The organism is Paenibacillus sp. FSL L8-0708 (assembly GCF_038009325.1).
GTDB classification, from domain to species: Bacteria; Bacillota; Bacilli; order Paenibacillales; family Paenibacillaceae; genus Paenibacillus_AQ; species Paenibacillus_AQ odorifer.
Genome location: NZ_JBBPBC010000001.1, coordinates 1,055,896 through 1,077,925, shown reverse-complemented (window position 1 = coordinate 1,077,925; position 22,030 = coordinate 1,055,896). Strand labels below are relative to the sequence as shown.

Annotated in this window: 16 protein-coding genes; 6 read left to right on the top strand and 10 right to left on the bottom strand. The window is 44.9% G+C overall.

The annotated features are described in order from the left end of the window. The first annotated feature begins 83 nt into the window (after positions 1 to 83). Together NYE58_RS04825 and NYE58_RS04820 are read left to right on the top strand one after the other, a co-directional pair. On the top strand, positions 84 to 1,904 hold the full coding sequence (locus NYE58_RS04825) for a cache domain-containing sensor histidine kinase (protein WP_076194393.1): 1,821 nt from the start codon (positions 84 to 86) through the stop codon (positions 1,902 to 1,904). After that, the gene (locus NYE58_RS04820; protein ID WP_076219662.1) at positions 1,901 to 3,562 is read left to right on the top strand and encodes a response regulator transcription factor; all 1,662 of its coding nucleotides are present in this window, start codon (positions 1,901 to 1,903) and stop codon (positions 3,560 to 3,562) included. The genes NYE58_RS04825 and NYE58_RS04820 overlap by 4 nt, the downstream gene beginning before the upstream one ends. Here the strand turns inward: NYE58_RS04820 and NYE58_RS04815 are convergent, their stop codons facing one another. Further along, positions 3,563 to 4,732 (bottom strand): SGNH/GDSL hydrolase family protein, encoded by a 1,170-nt coding sequence (locus NYE58_RS04815; RefSeq protein WP_076129609.1) that lies wholly within the window; start codon positions 4,730 to 4,732, stop codon positions 3,563 to 3,565. Between the two features lie 124 nt (positions 4,733 to 4,856). Continuing rightward, a complete protein-coding gene (yicI, locus tag NYE58_RS04810; RefSeq protein ID WP_076219663.1) occupies positions 4,857 to 7,178 on the bottom strand; it encodes an alpha-xylosidase in 2,322 nt (773 codons plus the stop codon). Positions 7,179 to 7,306: 128 nt separating this feature from the next. Here yicI and NYE58_RS04805 point away from each other — a divergent pair, with 128 nt between their 5' ends. The 3 genes from NYE58_RS04805 (at position 7,307) to NYE58_RS04795 (ending at position 10,123) form a co-directional block, all read left to right on the top strand. After that, positions 7,307 to 8,197, top strand: a complete 891-nt coding sequence (locus tag NYE58_RS04805; RefSeq protein ID WP_076129611.1) for an AraC family transcriptional regulator — start codon at positions 7,307 to 7,309, stop codon at positions 8,195 to 8,197. Between the two features lie 48 nt (positions 8,198 to 8,245). After that, positions 8,246 to 9,133 (top strand): helix-turn-helix transcriptional regulator, encoded by an 888-nt coding sequence (locus NYE58_RS04800; protein ID WP_076276809.1) that lies wholly within the window; start codon positions 8,246 to 8,248, stop codon positions 9,131 to 9,133. 174 nt (positions 9,134 to 9,307) lie between these two features. Further along, on the top strand, positions 9,308 to 10,123 hold the full coding sequence (locus NYE58_RS04795) for a hypothetical protein (protein ID WP_076219698.1): 816 nt from the start codon (positions 9,308 to 9,310) through the stop codon (positions 10,121 to 10,123). A 98-nt stretch (positions 10,124 to 10,221) separates the two neighbouring features. Here the strand turns inward: NYE58_RS04795 and NYE58_RS04790 are convergent, their stop codons facing one another. From NYE58_RS04790 to NYE58_RS04765, 6 genes are all read right to left on the bottom strand, one after another. Beyond that, positions 10,222 to 12,291: a class I SAM-dependent methyltransferase gene (locus tag NYE58_RS04790; protein WP_341001214.1), complete on the bottom strand. Its 2,070-nt coding sequence runs from the start codon at positions 12,289 to 12,291 to the stop codon at positions 10,222 to 10,224. A 127-nt stretch (positions 12,292 to 12,418) separates the two neighbouring features. Continuing rightward, positions 12,419 to 13,294, bottom strand: coding sequence for a radical SAM/SPASM domain-containing protein (locus tag NYE58_RS04785; RefSeq protein WP_341001212.1), 876 nt, complete (start codon positions 13,292 to 13,294; stop codon positions 12,419 to 12,421). A gap of 22 nt (positions 13,295 to 13,316) precedes the next feature. Beyond that, positions 13,317 to 14,303 carry a Gfo/Idh/MocA family protein gene (locus NYE58_RS04780; RefSeq protein WP_038568824.1) on the bottom strand — a complete coding sequence of 329 codons (987 nt, stop codon included), beginning with the start codon at positions 14,301 to 14,303 and terminating at the stop codon, positions 13,317 to 13,319. A 251-nt stretch (positions 14,304 to 14,554) separates the two neighbouring features. Next, positions 14,555 to 15,328, bottom strand: coding sequence for an SDR family NAD(P)-dependent oxidoreductase (locus NYE58_RS04775; RefSeq protein ID WP_036680744.1), 774 nt, complete (start codon positions 15,326 to 15,328; stop codon positions 14,555 to 14,557). A gap of 77 nt (positions 15,329 to 15,405) precedes the next feature. Beyond that, a complete protein-coding gene (locus NYE58_RS04770) occupies positions 15,406 to 16,218 on the bottom strand; it encodes an acetoacetate decarboxylase family protein (RefSeq protein WP_341001210.1) in 813 nt (270 codons plus the stop codon). Between the two features lie 29 nt (positions 16,219 to 16,247). Continuing rightward, the gene (locus NYE58_RS04765) at positions 16,248 to 18,188 is read right to left on the bottom strand and encodes an NAD(P)/FAD-dependent oxidoreductase (protein ID WP_076219701.1); all 1,941 of its coding nucleotides are present in this window, start codon (positions 18,186 to 18,188) and stop codon (positions 16,248 to 16,250) included. 121 nt (positions 18,189 to 18,309) lie between these two features. Here NYE58_RS04765 and NYE58_RS04760 point away from each other — a divergent pair, with 121 nt between their 5' ends. After that, positions 18,310 to 19,584, top strand: coding sequence for a PucR family transcriptional regulator (locus NYE58_RS04760; RefSeq protein ID WP_076194388.1), 1,275 nt, complete (start codon positions 18,310 to 18,312; stop codon positions 19,582 to 19,584). A gap of 87 nt (positions 19,585 to 19,671) precedes the next feature. On the opposite strand, the gene thrC is transcribed toward NYE58_RS04760, so the two are convergent. Together thrC and NYE58_RS04750 are read right to left on the bottom strand one after the other, a co-directional pair. Continuing rightward, positions 19,672 to 21,063 carry a threonine synthase gene (gene thrC, locus NYE58_RS04755; protein WP_341001209.1) on the bottom strand — a complete coding sequence of 464 codons (1,392 nt, stop codon included), beginning with the start codon at positions 21,061 to 21,063 and terminating at the stop codon, positions 19,672 to 19,674. Between the two features lie 248 nt (positions 21,064 to 21,311). Next, on the bottom strand, positions 21,312 to 21,815 hold the full coding sequence (locus NYE58_RS04750; RefSeq protein WP_036680734.1) for a CYTH domain-containing protein: 504 nt from the start codon (positions 21,813 to 21,815) through the stop codon (positions 21,312 to 21,314). Positions 21,816 to 22,030: the final 215 nt, after the last annotated feature.

The window sequence follows — 22,030 nt, the reverse complement described above, 5'->3', positions numbered from 1 at the left end:
ATTATCTGTTTTTTTCAGGGTACCTCACACCTACTAAAGTGATCTTTCAGGTGTAAAATATTGATCGGATGTGACAAATTTCGATGAAATGGAACACGATTCGCACAAAATTGATCGTTTTTATCCTACTGCCAACGTTAATCTGTATTATGGCCACCATGTTTATTAGCTATCACTATAGCACTCAATCCCTAAGAACAAGGGCAGTAGATGAGAATACGAACCTCCTCTTTCAAGGCAATAGAAACATCGAAAGTCTGATTCAGGAGATCAATCGTCTCTCCCTTATCGTCTATTCAGATTCAGATTTCTACAGACTGCTCGAAGCGGGATATGAGGATATGGCAGCAAATACACGAATTTATTCTTCTCTAAATTACATTTCTTCATCCATGCCAGATATATCCCAGGTGTATCTTTACGGTGTAAAGGATAGAAAAGCCACTTTGCTCACCCAAAATACACCCAAACGTTGGCAGGGTATCCCCCCTTATGCCGACTCAGAGATCACTAGCAGTTCTCCTGTGTTTATACAAAGTACACATATAAGTCACAGCTATGGCCTAACCTCACCTATCCCGCAACTCATACCGGAGCCTGTGTTTACATTGCATAGACGAATTGAAAGGATTCCAACTACCACCCCACTCGGCTTCCTGTCGATCGATGTTAAGCTAACGGCTCTTACCGACATCGTCAGCCAGTTATATGATCAGAAGCAGGAGAACATTTGGCTGCTGGATGGCGATGGCAGGATTGTATACGGAAGCAACAGTGAGGAATACGGCAAGCGCCTACACGCTTCTTGGTACAACAAGCAAATCGCCACAAATCAAAGCTCGCAAGGGTATTTTGAAGAGGAAGATGCTGTGTTTATTTACCAAAGAATCGAAACCCAAGGTTTAAATTGGACCCTCGTGAAGCAGATTCCTACGTCCTATCTTTTCCGGGAAGCCAATGAGGCGGCAGCGATCAATATATTCCTCCTTGTTCTACTTTTGATTACAATTGCCACGTTAACGACCCTGATCTCTTTTCGAATCACGGCTCCTATCAAGCAGTTGACTCGTTACATGAATCAGGTGCAGACCGGTAATCTTGATGTTGAAATTCAACCTATGGGCAAAGATGAGATTGGCGTGGTTACCGAGCGATTCCGCAGTATGATGGACACGATCAACAACCTGATTTTAAGAGAGTACAAGCTGGAATTGTCCAATAAGACCAATGAACTGCGGGCACTGCAGGCACAAATCAACCCGCATTTTTTGAATAACACGTTACAGATCATTGGCACGCTGGCCTTAGAGCTTAAAGTGCCCCAAATTTACTCACTTCTTTCAGCTCTAGCCAAAATGATGCGCTACAGCATGTACAATGAGGAGAAGATCGTAACTGTTAAGGATGAGCTGGATCATGTCAAAGCCTACATTGAACTGCAAAAGGAACGTTTTGAAAATAAGTTCAGTTTCCGCTACGATATGGAGGAATCACTTTTAGAGACGTTTATGCCGAAAATGATTTTACAGCCTATTGTAGAAAATTATTTCAAACACGGCTTTAATCTTTCCCGCAGTGACGGATTCATTGAAATCACCGCAGCAAGAGTGGATGACAACCGGATGGAAATCTGTATCCAAAATAACGGAAATGCGATCCCTTCAGCGAAGTTAGATCTTTTAAAGCAGAAGCTACAGCATCCTACTAGAACAGATATAGATTTATTAAGAAATACAGAGCAAACCAAGGAAGCTACAGGATCAGGTATTGGTCTGCCGAACGTTCTGGCTCGACTCAAGTTTGTGTGCGGAGATAGTGCCACTTTAACTGTGGATAACCTTAGAGCAGGCGGAGTAGTAGTGAAATTGGAAATTGAAATTATAGCGGAGCGTGAAAAGATATGAAGGCGTTGATTGTTGATGACGAGGCAAGAGTTAGAAAGGCAGTCAGACTGCTTGTCGACTGGGACGCCCATCAAATAGATGAAATTCTGGAAGCCGGAAATGGAAATGAAGCCATCGAGATCATCCGGCAGGCTAAACCAGCATTAGTCATTATGGATATGATGATGGAATCAGGTAATGGGATAGAGTTAATGACCTGGGTGAACGAATTCGCCGGCAACACTAAGTTTATTGTAGTCAGCGGACATAATGATTTTGAGTTCGTACGGCAGACTGTGCGGCATGGGGGTATTGATTATATCCTGAAACCTATCGAAGCCGAGGCAATCAATGTAGCGGTAGCTAAAGCAGTTGCAGCCTGGCGCTCAGAAGAAGACGACCGAAGCGAACGGCAGAAACAGAGTATTCAGCTTAATGAGTTCAAGCCCATTTATGGGGAAAAGCTATTATCTGCACTAATTGATGATCCGATCAATTCTGATTTATCTTTGCGGAGGTTATGCAGTGATGGTATCATTCCGGAAAACATCCATTCCGCTCGGTTAATATTGGTGCAGACAGATGCGGGTAACAATCCGTTGATTAAACGTTTTGGCGGAGACACCGAGCTAATGAACTACGCTATCGTCAATATTTGTAATGAATTTTTGCACAGTCCGCTTAAGGGTGTTGCTTTTCGTTATTGGGGAGGTCCTCCGGAGATTGCGATTATTCTGTGGGATATTCAAACCTCTGTGGTCGAGCTAATAGGCAGAATCAATCATGGCATCTACTCTACCTTGCAGGTCCGAATGCATTTTGGAATCAGCAGCATCGGCAACTTACCTAAGCAGTTACCTTATCAGCGTGCAGAGGTGGCAGAGGCCTTACAACGCCGAAACTTATTAATTCATGAGGATTACTGCCATTTCTCCTCTTCCTCCGAGGAGTTCAGAGATCGTAAAGAGATCGCCAAAGCAGAGGTTCGCGGTAATGTATCAACAACGAACTTTGCTGACGTCAAGGAAGATTGGAAAATGGCAGTCATCAGCGGAAGTCCAGAGATATTATCAACAGCTGCGCAGCACTGGGTAGATGAGCTTAGCCGAGGTGGGGTTGTGACACCAGAAATCCTAAACTCATGGAAAAATGATGCTCTACTATTTCGTTCCCAGCTGGTACGGGAAATGTTAGGCCCTGAAGCTGAAGGCGCACTGGCCGAGCTTGAACAGGCCGACCAGCTTCACCCAGCTCCTTATACGAACGGTTACTCGTTCTCCTTATTCGCTTGGCGTGACTGGTCGTATACCCTAATGCAGGAGCTGGCCGAAGTAATCGCCCTGAAACAAGCTAAAGAACGTAATCCGATGCATGATATCGTCAAATACATCGAGCTTAATTACGCTTCCGACCTGTCCTTACAGGAAGTGGCCGGAAAGTTTTTTGTTAGCCGTGAATATATTTCCCGCCGATTCAAACAGGAATACGGGATTAACTTCTCCGACTTTATTGTTAATATTCGAATAGATAAAGCTAAACTACTATTGCAGAATCCTCGTCTGAAGCTGGCCCAAATCTCCGAAATGGTCGGTTTTCATGATGTTAAATATTTCAGCAAAGTGTTTAAGAAACAGGTTGGATCTTCACCTAAGGACTACCGGGACACATTTAAGAGTTGATCAATACCAGTTTAAAAAGGCGTCCGCAACCGTCTTACCGGCTATGCCGTTCGGATGCGGGTCGTCTTGTCCACTCATATATTCCGGTCTGATCCGGTGATCGTCTGGTGCAGGCAACGATAATAGGCTTGCTATATCAAACACACGGTCTACTCCAGCGGGTGGGTTAGTCAGGATTTCATGATTCACTCTACGCCAAGTCTCTTCTCTTGCCTCCTGAAAATTAAACGGCGGCACCGTACTTAGAATAATACTAGCATCAGCATTTGCTGTTTTGATCTTAGCAATAATAGTTGTCAGATCACCAAGTAACTCATCTGCAGAGCGGCAGCCAATATCAATATCATTTACGCCGAGGACAATCATCAGTTCATCACTCTGTTTAGCTTTGTGAAGCCAAGGGCCATCCGCAGCTACATCATACGCTCTAGCCCAGCCTGAGCCGAGATTCCATACACCAATCTCTGCACCAAGACCATCCGCAATTCTCGCTGCCCAATATTCGTATCCGTCCTTTAATGTCCGCACACCTTGAGTAATCGAATCTCCCAAAAATACTAGCTTCTTATTCACAGCTTTCTTATATCCGATATAGCTTGGCAGTACCAAAAGCTTGTCAGATTCTGTAAACCCATCGGCTGATTCCTGTGCAGCCAGATTTCCGGGCGCATCATAAGCGGTTGCCAGCATCCCTTCTACGTTGAAAGGAATGGATTTGCCCGCAGTAGTTGTCTTAATCGTCCATGTAAACGCTAAGTAATGGCCATCAGGTAGGTTGATGCTTGTCTCATCACTCCAGAAGCATTCACCGGCCGCTACTGACTTGGAGACATTGCCTTCAAAAGTGACAGCATGTTGTGTATGCTCAATAATAGCTCCGTTTGGCTCAGTGCCCCCATCCGCGATAAAAGCCGATTCGATCACCCAACTGCCCCCAGGTTCACTGCCCGAAGCTTCAAGCCCTTGATCCCAGGTGGAATCCACCGCATTGCTATGCCAAAATTTCAGCTGCACCGGGCCGTTTTCCCGTAAACGAATATAAGTCCGGAAGGTATGTGTAAAAGGTTCTTGCCTATTCATAATAAAATTAGCGGCGGTTGAAAGAACCGTAGCAGAGGTATAGTCCGTCTGATTCAAAACTCCACTTCCCTTAATTAAATTAGTATTCATAACGTTTCCCCCGTTATTAGTTAAGATTGTAACACTAAAACCTCTCCTATAAACCAGGGAACGGATCATTCACCCAATCTACAAGAGAGGTTATGGCTATATCAATATGCTTTAAGAAATCATCTTATTTCAATGTAATGGTAAACGATGCGGATTTTGCACCTGCGTTTACTTTCACTCTAGTCTCATCCACTTGCTCTGCACCTTCTACGGAAGCGATAGCTCCCAGATCTTTAAGGGAAAGCGAGAATTCTTTACCGCTGCCTTCTGCAGTAACTGTTACGCTGTTGCCTTTGCGGGCAGCCTTCACAGTCAATTCAGGAGCACCTTTAAGATCACGTACGGTTGCAGAAGTAGTAGTACCTTCTTCAAGTGAATACAGGCCAAATTTCACGCCATCCGCAAAGTCATAATCCGGTTTGTTGTCGATGCTGCCGATTGCCAGCAAGGAGTTCTGACGAACGAACAGTGGCAGGCTGAAGAAATCATATTTCTCTTTGCGCCATGATCCGCCTTGTACAGTTTCACCAGATAACAGGTGAGTCCAGCGACCTGCTGGCAGATAGTATTTCACTTCGCCGTTTTCTTGGAAAATAGGCGCTACGAGCAAGGAATCACCCAGCATGTATTGGCGATCGAGTACTTCACATGTTGGATCTTCCGGGAATTCCATAACCATCGCCCGCATAGAAGCCCAGCCATGCTCTGCAGCCTGCCCAGCCACATCATACAGGTAAGGCATCAAGCTGCATTTAAGCTTCGTGAAGAAGCGGGTAACATCACAAGCTTCATCATCGTACGCCCAAGGCACACGGTACGAAGTGCTGCCGTGCAGACGGCTGTGGCTGGACAACAGTCCAAAAGCTAACCAGCGTTTAAATACATGTGCCGGAGCAGTGTTCTCGAAACCACCGATATCGTGACTCCAGAAACCGAAACCGGACAAGCCCAGAGACAAACCGCCGCGAAGGCTTTCTGCCATGGATTCATAATCTGCGTAGCAATCTCCGCCCCAGTGAACTGGGAATTGTTGGCCGCCAGCAGTTGCAGAACGTGCGAACAATGCTGCCTCATTCTTACCAAGCTTCTCTTCCAATACTTCAAATACAACTTTGTTGTACAGTTGAGTGTAGTAGTTGTGCATTTTCATCGGATCAGATCCGTCGAAATAAACTACATCTGTAGGAATCCGCTCACCGAAGTCTGTCTTGAAGCTGTCTACGCCCATATCTACCAAATCACGCAGGTAGCCGGCATACCATTCACAAGCCGCAGGGTTAGTGAAATCCACCAGCCCCATACCCGCTTGCCACAGGTCACATTGATAAACATCGCCGTTAGGCTTTTTGATCAGGTAGCCGTTTTTCTTGCCTTCTTCAAACAAGCGTGAACGTTGACCAATATAAGAGTTGATCCATACGCAGATCTTCAGGCCTTTTTCCTTCAGGCGTTTCAGCATGCCCTCTGGATCTGGGAATACACGTTTGTCCCATTCAAAATCAGTCCATTGATACTCACGCATCCAGAAGCAGTCAAAGTGGAATACATGCAGCGGCAGATCACGTTCTGCCATACCTTCTACGAAGGAATTTACAGTCTCTTCATCATAGTTGGTAGTGAACGAAGTTGTCAGCCACAAGCCAAAAGTCCATGCTGGTGGAAGCGCTGGTTTACCTGTAAGAGCAGTATAGTTGCTAATAACGTCTTTAATGGTAGGTCCATCAATCACAAAGTATTCCAAGCTTTCTCCAGCTACGCTGAATTGGGCTTTTTTTACTTTTTCTGAAGCGATTTCATAGGAAACCAATTCCGGATGATTCACGAATACGCCATAACCTTTGCTTGATACGTAGAAAGGAATGTTTTTGTAAGCTTGCTCAGAGCTAGTGCCGCCGTCTTTGTTCCAGATATCAACGGTTTGTCCATTTTTCACGAAAGCGGTAAAACGTTCGCCCAGACCATATACGAATTCGCCTACGCCGAGATCCAGCTCATCACGCATGTACGTGTTACCGTCTTGGTCGGTGATGTAAGCCATGGATTTAAAGCCACTGCCTGTAATACGTTCTTCGCCGCGATAGAAATCCACCGCCCATTGTTCGCCTTTGCGAATCACTACACGAAGTCCGCCGCTGATCAGCACGGTTTCGAGATCCGTTTCTTCAATCTTCACATGATCGCCAGTACCTTTAGTCAGTTCGAAAACCGGACCACGTTCCTGTACACCATCATGATGAATAATTTTAATGCCTACCACGCCTGGAAGCGGGGAATGGAATTTTACAGTAAGCAGGGTTGAATTCAGCGTTGCTGCGCGCCCTGTGATTGGAGTCGTTTGTGTAATTGCTGTTAATCCTTCGGGAGTCTTTTCTACAACATAATTTTGAACTGCGCCGTTAATCGTGATACCTTCACGAACCAGCCAGAGTCCATCAGTAAATTTCATTGTGTACTTGCCACCTTTCAATTTGGTGTTTATAGTTGCATTATACCGATAAAAAATGAACAAAACTAATACTATATAGCTCATTTATAACACTATTTTGATGTTTTTCTAAGAAAAGAGGCCTTTATATGGACCGTACAACTCAGAGTTTGCTAAAAGAAAACAGAGTTCATGGAGATAGTATGTTTCCACTCGCAGCTTATTGGATAGAACTTCCATCCGGAACGCATGTACTCGATACACATTGGCATGAAGAAGCTGAGTTCTTTATGCTGCTAGAAGGAGAAATTCTGTTCCAAGTAGACACAGAATATTTTCCACTCCGCGCGGGCGAAGCGGTATTTATCGAATCTGGCGATATACACGCCGCCTATGTGCTGAACGAAGACACCCCCTGCAAATTCTGTGCGCTTGTATTTCTGCCTGATCTTTTGGCTAGCGCCCAGTACGATACGATCCAGCAAAACGCGATTTTGCCACTGCAAGAGAAACGCCAGAGCTTTCCGAGACATATTACACCCGATGTCCCTTGGCAGCAGGAGCTGCTTCATCATCTGGAGCAAATGATGGAGGCATACGCTAATAAAATGCCCGGATTTGAGACCTTTATGAAAGGAACTTTGCTAATCATGCTTTCCAAGATTACCGCAGAGGGCCGATTTGAGAACCGCAGCCAATCAGATGATGCTGATACCACCAAAATTAACCGCCTTAAAAAGGTGATTCTTTATATCCAAGATAACTATCAGGAACCGATCCGTACCCGTGATCTATCAGAGCTTATTCCCATGAGCGAGGGGCAATTCTGCCGCTTCTTCAAAATGATGACTCGTAAAACGCCGGTCGATTACATCAACTCATACCGGATTCGCCAGGCTGCCGATCTGCTGCAACAAAGTGAAAGAAAAATATCCGACATCGCATTCGAGGTCGGATTTGATAATGTAAGCTATTTCATAAAGGTTTTCCGTAAAGCGATGAAATGCTCGCCTTCGGAGTTCAGGAAAGGTGCAGGCTAGTTTCATCTACATCATAAAAAAACGATGGATTCCAATTGGAGGCTCGCGATGAACTCACCGATTCTTAGCTTTATCACACCGCCTATTCCTTATTTCATAGACTGTGGCCGTGCTCACTACAATACTGGAGACTATCATATCAGTCGTAATTGCATCGGCGTATTTGATCTAATCATTGTTAAAAAGGGGATATTGCCCATCGCCGAGAATGAGGTGCACTGGGAGCTAAAGGAAGGAGAATTCCTCATCCTTCGTCCAGATGCCCATCACTATGGCTTTGCCCCTTGTCCTATCGAAACAGAAATCATCTGGATTCATTTCCAGACCTTCGGCAGCTGGATCGAGTGTCAGGATATGAACGAATGTCTGGAGAATCAGAGCGAGCTCATCGAAAGCCATAAACAAAAAGCTTATTTAAATCACTGCGATGTATGCTCGATCTTTATTCCGAAGTATATGGAAATATCAGAGAAGGCAATGGAGGTATTAGAGTTCTTTTTCCATCTGGAACAAGAACCCCAGTCGATGCGCAACTGGAAGCGCCAAGCCTCCTTTCAACAGTTCCTGCAATTCTTGGACCGCGATCTGGCCGAGGCATCCGATGCAACCGCCATTCATCTTGCCGAGAAGATTGAATTGTTCATTCGGCAAAATTATACTCGTGATGTCTCTAACTCCTTACTTCAAAAAGAACTTAACTATCATCCTAACTATCTCGCCAAAAACATGCTAAAAATATACGGTGTGACCCCTATGGCCTATCTCCTGTCCTATCGTCTAGAACAATCCAAACGGCTGTTAATTCAAACTTCCTGGTCCATTGCCCGCATCGCTGAAGAGGTTGGCTTCCATCATATTACTTACTACTCTTCCTGCTTCTCCAAGAAAGAAGGCATTTCTCCCTCTAACTTTCGACAAAAATTCACCGGTAAATAGACATTACAAAGCCTGAAATGGAAAATATCTTCCTCTTCCGGGATAGTTTGGACAAAAAAGCTGTTAAGCGTCCATCAAACAACGCTGCGGCTAACAGCTCTCTTTATTAAATATTACTGCTGATTTGCCGATATATTATAGATAGATCTTATCGTCGTAGGAGGATAATGAACCATGCATATAACGAATATGACCTCATCTATGGGAACGAGGTTTAATGTATCTGTTAGTCACCAAACTAATGATAAAACTATGAAATCAAACAGCAATACTAGTGGTAATGGTAATGGAGATAAATTATCAATAAGTAAATCTGCAAAGGCTGCTTTTCAAAATCAATCCAAAATGGACGGAATGGTTAACTCCCTGCTTAAACAAAAACAAAATATCATCGACAGTAAGAACAGTCTGATTGAAAGAACTACCAAAAGTTCACATAATCTCGAATCTATTCAAGATCAACTTAAAGAGTTCGACAAGCAGCTCCAAACGATTGACCAACAAATTGCAAAATACAGCTTCGAAGAGCAACAAAAGAACTTAGAAGATGCTCAAAAAGCTAATCCAAAGGATGAACCTAAAACCGAGCAAGAGATACAGAACGAAAGATTGAATACGATTGTTTCTGTAAGCCAAGATGTTAGCCAAATGGAGGTAGTTTCTTCTACCCACACTAAGATGCGTGGCGAGGCAAAAGTTCTGACCAAGGAAATAGAGCTGGATGAGGCTCGTTCTACTCATTCCGCAACAGCCAAACGGGAGCAGTTATCCAAAATCGAAACTAAACTATCGGAAATGAACGAAACGTTAGGCGATGCCATGAAAGACACGGGAGATAAAATTAAAGATCAGATCGATAAAGCAGGTTCAACAGAAATTAAACCTTTTGAAGAGAACACCAATGAGCGGACAGAACAATTAGCTACCTATCAAGAAATTCAACGTTTAGCCGAAGAATCTGATAAGTCGCAGCTAGAAGTACTAATCTAACAAGGGCAAGAATCTCTATATAAAAAAGCAATCGGATCTCCTCCGCAGCAGAGGGTCTGCCGATTGCTTTTTTTAGATGCAGCTGATGTATTTTTCGGCTATTCCTTCCGAATCACAATAAAGCAGGTGCTGTCCGGCAGCGCCACTTCCTGTCCGCTCTCATCCATGAACCTTACTCTATCACGCAAAGCTTCGGTATAACCTTCTTGCAAGTAATGCCGGAAGACCTCAATCTTTGCCTGCTCTCCTAAAATCTGTTCAATAAATGAGGCAAACTCCGTAGGGGTGAAATAACCAAACTGTTCTTGGACTTCGTGAATATAAGCCTCTTCGCCCCAGGTATAAGTATATAAAAATTCCATGGCATCATTAACGGGCATGAGTACTTCTTGTTCCCCTAATCTCTGAAACTGAATCTGACGTCCAGCAAAATCCTTCGCATAACGCTCCAGCCACACCAGACCGTCCTCTTCCAGAAAGCGAACTCTCCGCAGCAATGATGCAGGTTCAGTCATGATCCCATCGCGGATAATGATAACCCCGCCAGCTGACAATACAGCAAAGGCACTTCGCAGAGCTGCGGAGACGGTGTCGTGATTGAACTTATTACCATTTAGCGGCACATAAGAATATAGCTCATGCAAAATCGAAGAGAAAATTACCGTGTCCACCGTTCCGGCCTCCACGAAATCTTTAAGGTTCAACGCATCTCCCTGCAGCACCTCCCAGTGGCGACCTTCCCGCTGCTTGCGTTGTCGCAAGGCTTCCACTACATTGCTTGATATATCAATGCCGATAGGAGTAACCTCGGGCATACGCTCTTCCAGTAAATCCAGCAGCACACCGCCGCCCGGACCGATATCCAGCACTTTTTGTCCAGTGACATGATCTAGAATTACAGCTTTATAATCTGCTGTATTATTCATTTGGCTTAAGTAGGTATCTTCATTATGAAAACGGTCAAAAGCATCCCTGCGCAGCTCGAATAGATCGAATAACAGCAATACAGCACGTTCATACAAGGGTGATTTTTCAGCTTCCATACAGAATTCGATCAGCTTCTCTGCCGCTGCCGAGAATTGGAATTGAAAAAATACCGTGTCTGGCAGATGTTCCTTAGAATATTGCCGCAAGAGTAGGTGAGGGTTCTCAGCAGGCAAAGTCCCTTGCTCGATATCCTTCCATGTAAGCTCCGCTAAATATTTTTCGATAATCCGCTTCTTATAAACATTGGTCTTCTTAACACCCTTGTAATCGTAGTAAATGCTGTTCATGACATGCTCGAAGCTGATATGGCTTAAGGATTCATTCTGCGCCCTCTGGGCAGCAAGCACCATCACCTTCAGAAATTGCTCCAGCGAAAAGGTCTGTAGTGCAGATTCTACATACCAGAAGGTAATCTTACTTAATGAAACCAACCGTTCAGCATGGAAACCTTCCTGCGTCAGCTTAGCCCATTCCGTAGTGAAATCCTCTCCTCTAGAGATCGGACCCAGCCGCATTCTGCGCAGTCGTTCCTTCATCGGCATAGGACTAGCAAGATTGCCTGAAGAAATCAGCTCAATAAGCTGCTTCACTTCATGCTGCACATTCTGCCATAACTCGGGAGACACAGCTCCGATGATGCAATGATTGAGCACGGTCAGCAGGCGTTCCAGTTCCTCCGCGGTCAGCAGCTGATCTTCCACTATATCATGGAGTGGCTTATTGACTTCCGGCGGCACTTCTCCGCGAATTTGCTGTCCTATAAGTCCATGAGTCTCAATAAGCCGCTGAATCATCGAACCTTTCTCGGAGACAGCCTTCCCTAAATATCTCTCATATAACTGTGCGGAACCTAAATTATGTACAAAACAATTGATCCCTTCCTCCTGCCAAACCAGCCGCTCCTTTGCTGTACCTCCCTTAGCCGTTTCTGACCAAATTAACGTTTCTTCCACCAGCTCTTTTATCCAAATAGAACGGGGAAGTTGGTCCAGAATCTGCAAGCTACGTTCCACATAGTCCAGTACGGGATTCCTGCGATCCAGCTCCTCCAGAGATTCCACACGTTCCAAATTTACAATCTGCTCCTCCGCTTGGACAATAAGCTTCAGCCAGAGGTGATCCTCCAAATGATCTTGCACACCTTCACGGTATAAGGCGATGGCTTCCAGTGATTTCAGCATATGCTCCTCCTTCGCTCCAAAGTGGAGACTATAAAGACCTATTATTATATATACAATCCCGTTAATTAAAAAACAGAACCAGGACTCATGAAATAGCCATGTCCCGGTTCTGTTTGCATTCCAATCATTAGGTTCCGAACCGCTGCCGATACCCACATTTGCGGCACAGCTCCTCCACCGCTTCTCTACGTGAGAAGCCATAGAATAAATTGTTCGCCCGCTCCCCCTCTACAATCTCTGAGAACGGAGTTTCATGGATGTTGCCTAGGTTAATTACTCCTTCACCATCCAGACAGCATGGCACAACCGTGCCATCCACAAGGATTGCCGCTTGGCTCCGCAGGGCATGACAGAACCCTTTTCCGTCATCTTCCGGCTCATTCAGCGCTGGCCAACGGAACTCATGATCCTGATTAAGGTAGACGCGTGGGGCAATCTTGACACCACTGCCAGGCACAACCTTTTCTTCGATCTTGAAATCCAAGTTGAAGGCTTCCTCCAGCAGGGCAAGGGTTTCACGGTTACGGCTTCTCTCCAGATTCGTCAGATTATCCTCCGTCAAATTCCACAAGCGGAAAGAAATAATGACCCCTTGCGCTGAGGCTTCCCGTACAAAAGAAATTATCTCTGAAAGATAGCCTTCACGGTTCTCTGACCCTTCATGCCCATCAAAGCTGTGCAGAGAAAAGTTCATCTGACGCAGTGCGGGCTTACCAAGAATTTTAGGTCCGGCTTTATGAATTAACGTGCCATTGGTTGTAATATTAACCTTGAACCCTTTGGCATGAGCAGCATCCAACAGTTCACCGATCTTGGGATGCAGCAACGGCTCCCCTTTGACGTGAAGATAAATATGATTGCTGTGTGGTTTAATTTCATCCAATATCGTATTAAACGTATCAAGCTTCATGAAATTTTTCGTCCGGGCGGTTTGTGGACAAAAGCTGCAGGCGAGGTTGCAGACGCTTGTTATCTCAATATAAACCTTTTTAAAAGTCTTCAAGTCCTGCTCCCCATTCTATTTATTATAAATCTGAGGCATAGCGGAGACCGATCTGTGCTCTGGCTTCCTCCATAATCTCTGCTGCGGCCATGGAGTTCTCATGAGTATTAATTCTGCTCTCCCGTTCACCATTCTTAATCAAGTTGATGAATTCTTCCACCTCATAATACATAGGTTCAAACACCTGAGGCAACGTAAGCTCCTCAACTGTACCATCACGATAGTAAATTTTCACCTGATAAGGCTCATTGATTTTGTCGATCACCATCGTACCGTTCTCTCCATGAATCTCAGCTGGCAGATAGGAGTCGGAAATCTTGGAGTGCATAACTACCGCATCCATATCGTCATACTTCATAATGAGACTTCCTTCACCATCCACACCTGACGAGAGCATGACACCCACTGCCTGTACTGATTGAGGCTTGCCAAAGAGCACTACCATTGGATACAAACAGTACACTCCAAGATCCATTAACGAGCCATTGGAAAAAGCGGGATTAAACGCATTTAACACAGTCCCCTGCCGGTAGGCATCATATCTGGAGGAGTACTTACAGTAACTTGCAAAATAACGGCGAACTTGGCCGAGTTTATACAAATTATCACGAATCACTCCAAAGTTCGGCATAAAGGTCGATTTCATCGCCTCTACCAGTAGCACATCATTTGTGCGCGCAGCTTCAATCATAGCTTTAAGCTCCGTACTGTTGGATGCAGCCGGTTTCTCGCAGAGCACATGCTTGCCGTGATTTAAGCACATAATCGCTTGTTCTGCATGCATAGAATTTGGGCTGGCAATATATATAGCATCTACATCTTTGCTTTTCACCATATCTTCCAAATTCGTATAAATTGTAGCTCCCGCATATTTAGCAGCAAAGGCCTGACCTTTCTCCATTGTGCGAGAGTACACGGCTGTCAGGATAAACTCCTCATTCTCCAAGCCGGCTTGCACGAAGCGGTCTGTAATAAAGTTTGTTCCAATGACCCCGAAACGAATTGTCATGATGTTATCCCGTCCTTTTTAGTTATTACTAACTCTACATGCTATTTTCTCACTCATAGGTAGTCATGTCTACTTTTTAAGGCAAATTAACGACAATTTCTGATAAATTCAGCAATTCTCTTGTTACTGGCGGAGCACCGCTCATCGTACAACGCAAAAAAAGGCGTATCCCAGCCACCCTTTCATGGCTTTTGAGATACCCTTTTTTTGGAGTTACAATCATTCCCCGAGCTTACAGAACCAGATGAACTCTATATAATTGTCCAGCCGCCATCTACAAACAAAGTCTGACCTGTAGTGTAGCTGGAAGCATCTGAAGCAAAGTAGAGCACGGCGCCGTTTAATTCTCCCGGATTACCAGGGCGCCCCATCGGACACACTGCGTTGTACATTTTTAGCGCTTTTTCTGCAAATAACGTATTCTCAGTCATTTCAGTTTTGAACAAGCTTGGTCCAATCGCATTAACAGTAATACCATGCTTAGCATAAGTTGCCGCCACCCCTCTTGTCAGATGGATCACTCCGCCTTTAGCAGCATTGTAAGAATGCGTAGGAACCGATGCAGAAGCTGTAAGGCCTAGCATTGAGGCTGTATTGACGATTTTGCCGTAATTCCGTTCCTTCATATGCCGGATCACATGTTTCGACATCAGGAAAACACCTTTTAAATCCGTATCCAGTACCCGATCCCAAGCTTCTTCTTCCAGCGCCTCAATCGGAACCGCATCCACCACACCAGCATTATTCAACAGAATATCAATTTTGCCAAAGGCTTCCATAACCTTTTGAACAGCCACAATAATCTGGTCCTCTTTTCTTACATCACACTCGATAGGAATTATTCTGCGTTCAGGGTATTTAGCCCGGATATCCTCGGCTACTGCTACAAGCTTGTCATATCTTCTAGCCAAAATAGCAATGTCTGCTCCTTGCTCAGCAAGCATCTCTGCGAATTGTACCCCGATCCCACTGGATGCTCCTGCGATAATAGCTGTCTTACCCGTCAAATCAAAAAGGTTAGTCATTCTAATTCCTCCTAATGTTTAGTTAGCCGATCCTTCTTCGGTTTCATTTCGCACAAACTCACTTCAAACACGTAGGCTTATACTGAGGAAACAGGTTGCAAATTGTTCTCCCACCAGTCCCAGCGGAGATAGCAGTATGGAAGATACTCCATTGGATTCAGAGGCTCCAGAATTTTACCTTTTTCAAGCACATTTGTACTGACGGTGTAAACCGCGCCCAGCATATTCACAACTTCAAGCTCACTCCAAGGATCATGCGGGGAGTCTTGGAAGGTGATAGAGGCTTCAGCCGCTTTATAGACTTTAACCTCACTTACTAAACGCTGTGTGACCAAGGTTGGCATCAGATCGAAGCCGTTTCCGTCAATTGCATTGGCATATTTGATGTTATACAAAGGGATATCTTTGCCGTAATATTCCTCCAGAATCTTCTCGGCTCCATTGTCATTGAAGTGTCCATCCATAGTGGCTTTTACGTTGAAAAAGTCAATGCCATGCCGGCCGATTGCCCCATCAATGCCATCTTCTGAGGTGTTCATACGCACATCGGCCATTTTCTTAGGCAGCCCACATACTTCCCGGCCCATAGCCATCCCGATATCGCTTGTAATAGGCATCGACAGGCAGTAGTTGCCTAATTGTCCGTTATAGTCCGCTAGAACGAACAATCCAGCTTCACGATAAGGTGGACAAAAGTTCGTAACTGGGTAATTGGCGATAAAAGCATTTACCAGCGGCCGGCTTGTTGGCTTCAGTGGCTTCGGCAACAAACGCTCGATAATCTCTGGTTTGGTCTCCCAATACACCGTCAGCATCTCTGCATCATAAAAGGTGGTTGGCTTGCCTCCGTATTTCTGCATATCTGCGAAACTTTTCACAAAACTCACCATGAATGAACCCTCCTTAGATTAGTAACCCTTTAGTTCAGCACAAAAGCCGTTTCGAATCCAGATTGAATGGCCTGTCCGATTCGGCCTGGCTTGCCTGCATCGCCGATCACCTTCACATTAGGCAGTACCTGCTTCAACTCATCAACAAATGAGCGATCGGGTGTAACACCAATGGATAATACAACAGCATCCGTCTTTTTCAGCGAAGTTTCCCCCGTGGACGTATTCTCAAGCACAATCGCGCCATCCTGCACTTCTACCAGCTTGGTTGATGCTAAGAGCTCCACGCCGTTCTTTTTCAGTCTAGTCACAATGTCGATCAGATTTGGCAGATAGGCATCTGGACCAACCCGCGGCTGCATTTCCACCACCGTGACCTGATTTCCCATATCGGCTAAATATTCAGCCGTTTCCAGCCCTGTCATGCCGGAGCCGATGACCACAGCCTGCTTGTTCTTAATCACAACTGACCCACTAAGTACGTCAACAACGGTGCAGACCGCTGCCTTCTTTACTCCCGGAATAACAGGCACTATAGGCTGTGCCCCAGCAGCAACAAATACCGCATAAGGGTTCAGTTGCTTCAGTTGTTCCAGCGTAGGTTTCGTAGAGAGACGGACATCAACATCCAGATCCTCTAACTGATGCTGCATATTATCAATAAACCAGTTCAGCTTCTCCTTCAATGGTGGCCGGCTTCCCAGCTCCACGCTGCCGCCTAGCACATCTCTGGCTTCGAACAATACAGGTTTAAAATCTCTGAGCGCCAGAATCCGTGCTGCTTCCATACCTGCTGGACCCCCGCCGATCACAGCTACTACTTTGCCAGCGCCATCTTTGGTTGGTTCTGCAAATTCAAGCTCACGGCCCACTCTGGCATTGACAGCACACTTGATTACCTTGCACTCCATTACTTCCTGAATACAGTACAGGCAAGAGATACAGGTTCTGATCTCTGCTTCTTTGCCTGCTGCCGCTTTGTTACCCCACTCCGGATCGGCCAGTTGGGCTCTTCCAAGGGCTACAAAATCCGTGTTTCCTTCCTGTAGCAGACTCTCAGCAAATTCAGGCTTACGGATCACATCACAAGCAATCACTGGAATTTGCACCGCTTGCTTAATGGCTGCGGAGAGATGTTTTTTCCAGCCTTGCGGGTAGGATATCGGCTCAATGATCGTATTGGATGATTCATAAGTGCCGGAGCTTACATTTATGCAATCCACTCCGATGCTTTCCAGATGTTTCGCAGTCTGGATAGCCTCATCCAGTGTAATCCCGCCTGAGACAAATTCATCGCCGTCGATTCGCACCGATACAGGGAATCCTGCGCCACAGGTCTTTTTGATGCCAAGCACAATTTCGTTCAGGAATGACATTCTACCTTCCAGTGAACCGCCATATTTATCAGTTCTCAGATTGGTAAGTGGGCTCAGAAACTGTCCTACGAGATAGCCGTGGGCACCATGGATCTCCACACCATCAATACCTGCTGTTTTAGCTATATAAGCTCCGAACACAAATTTACGAACTAACTCTTCTACCTCTTCAGTAGACAGCTCCCGGGGCATTTCCCCAATCGCTGAAGACATCACTGCGCTAGGAGCAACAATTTGTTTGCCTCCAATAAGCCGTCCGTGATTTTGCCGGCCCGGATGCTGGAGCTGAAGGAATATTTTGCTGTCATGACGATGCACAGCTCTTGCCAGTTTCTCCAGACGCGGCACAAACAGCAAGTCACTTGCATTCAGCTGGTTCGGTGTACCTACTCCGGTCTCATTATCCACACGCGTAATTTCCGTAATGATTAGACCACAGCCACCTGCGGCACGTTCCTCATAAAAAGCAATCATTTCATCCGATGCTTCACCACTGGCCGCAGCCAGTGACGTTCCCATAGCCGGCAATACAATTCTATTCTTAAGTTCAAGGCGTCCAATTTTACCTGCTGCAAACAGTTTTTCATATTTCATCTGCTTAGCACCTCCACCTTTAGTTTAAGGCGTCCAATACTTTGTGAATATATTTACAAGCACCAAAAATCACTTCTTTATAGTGCATATTGCACTATTATTGAACCAGGGGGCGATATGAATGGATGTTTCCTTAAATGAGCAAGTATCAGGTAAAATCGAAATGGAGCATTATACCGCATCTTTGTTTACTGCATACATTTCAGGTGCAGGCCTTTCAGCTATCGTACAGACAGCTGCCGAGCTACTGCAGAATCCCGTCATTGTATTTGATTGCAGCTTCAAAATTGTAGCTCACTCTGACCTTTCCGATATCGACGATTACATATGGAGTGATAATATCCGCAAAGGTTATTGCTCTTACGACTTCATTGCGGCTGTGAGCAAAATGAACAGTGTCCAGCGTGGGAAACAAAGCGATGAATCTTATGAGGTAACCTGCGAGGAAACATCAAACTCCAAACTGATCTCCAAAATAAAAGTAGCCGGCAAACAAATCGGCAATGTATTGCTTCTAGGATGCACAAATCCTTTTCGTGCCAGAGATAACGAGCTGCTGTCCATCACCGCTACCATACTTGCCGAAGAGATGGGCAAAAATAGCTACTATCGCAACGCCAAAAATATAAAAGTTGAAGATTTTATCTGCGCATTGCTAGAGGAACAGCTTCAGGACAACCGGATTATTCAGGACAGGATGCGGAGTGCAGGACTAAAGTTCGGGAATCAGCTGCTTGTGCTGCTGTTCGATCTTACCTGGTATGAAGGTTCAGGCCGTTATGATGATTATTTAAGAGAACGTTTGCAACAGCTTTTTCCGGGCAGTCCTTCCACCTATTATGACGGGCAGATTGTAATGATCCATGATGGAAATCTCTCCAAAGAGCTTGTAAATAAGCAGCTGCAGGAATTTCTAGCCCAAACCGGCATCTCGCTTGGCATCAGCAATATGTTCACTAATCTTACGCAATGTAGGAGACACTATCTTCACTCCCGAAACGCTATTCGGATCGGTACCATTCTCAGCCCGCAGCAGCAGCTGACTTACTATTCAGATATCCAGCTCTATGAGATGCTCTCTGCTGATGTTGTGTTTAACGAGGATAATAACTACTACCATCCAGAGCTGCTCAAGCTTCAAGAATACGATACTGTGCACCAGTCCAATCTGTATCATACCTTTTACGTTTATCTCAAAAATAACCGGAACATGCAGATTACCTCAGACGAGCTGTACATTCACCGGAATACACTCAGATATAAGCTCGATCTTATCAGCAGACTGCTGGACACCGACTTTACCGATTCTGAAAAAATGCTGTCGTACTATGTCTCTTACAAGGTCGCTGCTTTTTGTGAAAAAGCTAGGGAGCAGACCCGTACGCCGCAACGTTAATGTTAGAAGCTACTATAAACGCACAAACAGCCCCCGTCCTTATCCCAAGAACGGGGGCTGTGCTGTGAAGTAGGACTGTATATGATATTACAATCCGTAAAAAGCTTGCAGCTGACGCACGATTTCATCCTTGTCATGATCCACTACGGTTTGATGTTGTGGCATCTCGAACAATGCTTTAATCTGTGCCGGGAATTCCTGCTTAATATCGATCAAAGTAATTGCCTCATCGAACTTAGCTGGATGTGCAGTCGCAAAGGTAATGCCAATCTCATCCGGGCCATTAAAAGCTTCGTAAGCCGCGATTCCACATGCTGTATGTGGATCAAGCAGGTAGCCGTATTCTTTTTGATACTTAGCGATCATATTCAAGCATTGATCATTCTTTACACCCAGCGCTGCAAAATCCTTCTGCACCTGCTGAAGCGCCTCGCCTTCAACCGTAATCTTGCCTTCGGTTTGCAGCTTGGACATATACGCGGATAACTTCTCAGAATCCTCGCCTACCAGATAATACAGATAACGTTCGAAATTACTTGCCACTTGGATGTCCATCGAAGGGCTGTAAGTGCTTGTGAAATTACCTGGTTTGTATTCGCCAGTATTCACGAAACGCTCCAAAATATTATTTTCATTCGTAGCAATGATCAGCTTGTTAATAGGAAGCCCCATTTGCTTAGCCAAATAGCCCGAGAAAATATTACCGAAGTTACCGGAAGGCACGCTGATATTAATCTTCTTCTCGTTGCTGCCATCGACATGCAGATATGCATAAAAATAATAAACAGTCTGCGCCAGAATCCGCACAAAGTTAATGGAATTGATTGCACGCAGATGATACCGACCTTTAAAGTCCAGATCTGCGAACAGATCCTTAATCACCTTCTGGCAATCATCAAAGTTACCATGAACAGACAAATTCAATACATTGCTGTCGTCCACCGTAGTCATCTGCAGCTCCTGCACTTTACTTACCTTACCATGTGGATGGAGAATACAGATCTTGATGCCTTCTTTGCCGCGTACACCTTGAATGGCCGCCGCTCCAGTATCCCCAGAGGTTGCACCGAGGATGTGGATGATTTTGTTTTGTTTTTTGGAAATATATGAATACAGCTCACCCATAAATTGCAGCGCTACATCCTTGAAAGCAAAAGTAGGCCCATGGAACAATTCAAGGACATATAAAGAATCATCCACTTGGTGTATAGGTGTTACTTCAGGTGTGCGGAAATTGGCATAACTGGTGTTGACCATTTCCTGCAAATCCTCGTAAGGAATCTCATCATTGGTGTAATAGGCAACAATCTTCAGGAACAACTCCTGATAGCTAAGACTTCTCCACTCTTCCAACGTTGCTGCTGAAACCACTGGAATCTCGGATGGAACCATCAGCCCACCGTCGTCCGCAAGACCCATCAACACCGTATCAATAAAACCTTTAGGTTCCACATTACCTCTTGTGCTTATAAACTTCATGCTCATCCTCCTGAACCCCTCGTTAATATATGACAAGAATATATGATAAGAAGAAACAATGTTGTCGTCCTATATAGAAGACAACTGTTTCTCGCAGAAATATAAGGCTATTATAGTTGCACCACTTATAAATTCTTATAATTAACTATAAGTTTCACCCTAAACGTTATCCTTAAGCTAGCTAGGGATGATAAAGCTATTTCTGCTTGTTTTCCCTATATACTACCACGTTTACGCGCTAAAGTCCGTTAATTCTTTGTCTTATTTTGCAGCTCTCTCCAGACCGTTTTGTTGCTGTACTGCCGTTCTGTACTAACATCTTTACCGAACCATTCCGGCTCTTTAAAGCTTTCCGCTTCCTCCAGAGATTCAAATTCAACCTCCAATACGGACAATTTCAGCTGGGAATATACGTCGATCTCAACCGTTGTGCCATTCCACACCGCTGTAATTCGCTCTTTGACCAAAGCTACCGCATTTACCGCTTCGATCATCTGATTATATAAACCCTCTGAGATAAAATATTCGATCTCCTCGCGTTTGATCCCTTTGCCATCCTTAAACGTATGCGTGTAGGTTACCTCACCTGAGTCCAGATCCGTAATTTTACGCACGCGAAGCTCTTGACCACCATCTATCGCCAGATATGTCTGATCGATATTATGACGGGTAACAATCTTCAATTCTCCCTTTTGAATCAGCTGCTCCGGAAATTCCGGCAGCAGAAACTTGCGTTCGATCTCCAAAGCCATGATGTTTCGCTCCTCTTCGTGTCATATATTTTTATATTAATAATCATCATAGGGGTGTGACAAACCCAAGTCAATGTGGATTATAGGGAAATAGGACATGCTCTAGCTTAAAAAAGGCTACCGTGGTGTTCATTGTGGGATTTATGGAGGTTGTGGAAAGATAGGGCTCACCGTAGATTACTGGAAACTACGGATAATTAGCGAGTCAGCCGGCG

Bases quoted from the DNA above. Each gene is read 5' to 3' on its own strand.
- NYE58_RS04790 (WP_341001214.1), bottom strand. From the start codon at position 12,291: ATGCTGAAATCACTGGAAGCCATCGCCTTATACCGTGAAGGTGTGCAA.
- NYE58_RS04825 (WP_076194393.1), top strand. From the start codon at position 84: ATGAAATGGAACACGATTCGCACAAAATTGATCGTTTTTATCCTACTG.
- NYE58_RS04805 (WP_076129611.1), top strand. From the start codon at position 7,307: ATGGACCGTACAACTCAGAGTTTGCTAAAAGAAAACAGAGTTCATGGA.
- NYE58_RS04795 (WP_076219698.1), top strand. From the start codon at position 9,308: ATGCATATAACGAATATGACCTCATCTATGGGAACGAGGTTTAATGTA.
- NYE58_RS04760 (WP_076194388.1), top strand. From the start codon at position 18,310: ATGGATGTTTCCTTAAATGAGCAAGTATCAGGTAAAATCGAAATGGAG.
- NYE58_RS04750 (WP_036680734.1), bottom strand. From the start codon at position 21,815: ATGGCTTTGGAGATCGAACGCAAGTTTCTGCTGCCGGAATTTCCGGAG.
- NYE58_RS04800 (WP_076276809.1), top strand. From the start codon at position 8,246: ATGAACTCACCGATTCTTAGCTTTATCACACCGCCTATTCCTTATTTC.
- NYE58_RS04815 (WP_076129609.1), bottom strand. From the start codon at position 4,732: ATGAATACTAATTTAATTAAGGGAAGTGGAGTTTTGAATCAGACGGAC.
- NYE58_RS04770 (WP_341001210.1), bottom strand. From the start codon at position 16,218: ATGGTGAGTTTTGTGAAAAGTTTCGCAGATATGCAGAAATACGGAGGC.
- NYE58_RS04820 (WP_076219662.1), top strand. From the start codon at position 1,901: ATGAAGGCGTTGATTGTTGATGACGAGGCAAGAGTTAGAAAGGCAGTC.
- NYE58_RS04775 (WP_036680744.1), bottom strand. From the start codon at position 15,328: ATGACTAACCTTTTTGATTTGACGGGTAAGACAGCTATTATCGCAGGA.
- NYE58_RS04765 (WP_076219701.1), bottom strand. From the start codon at position 18,188: ATGAAATATGAAAAACTGTTTGCAGCAGGTAAAATTGGACGCCTTGAA.
- thrC (WP_341001209.1), bottom strand. From the start codon at position 21,063: ATGAAGTTTATAAGCACAAGAGGTAATGTGGAACCTAAAGGTTTTATT.
- NYE58_RS04780 (WP_038568824.1), bottom strand. From the start codon at position 14,303: ATGACAATTCGTTTCGGGGTCATTGGAACAAACTTTATTACAGACCGC.
- yicI (WP_076219663.1), bottom strand. From the start codon at position 7,178: ATGAAATTTACTGATGGACTCTGGCTGGTTCGTGAAGGTATCACGATT.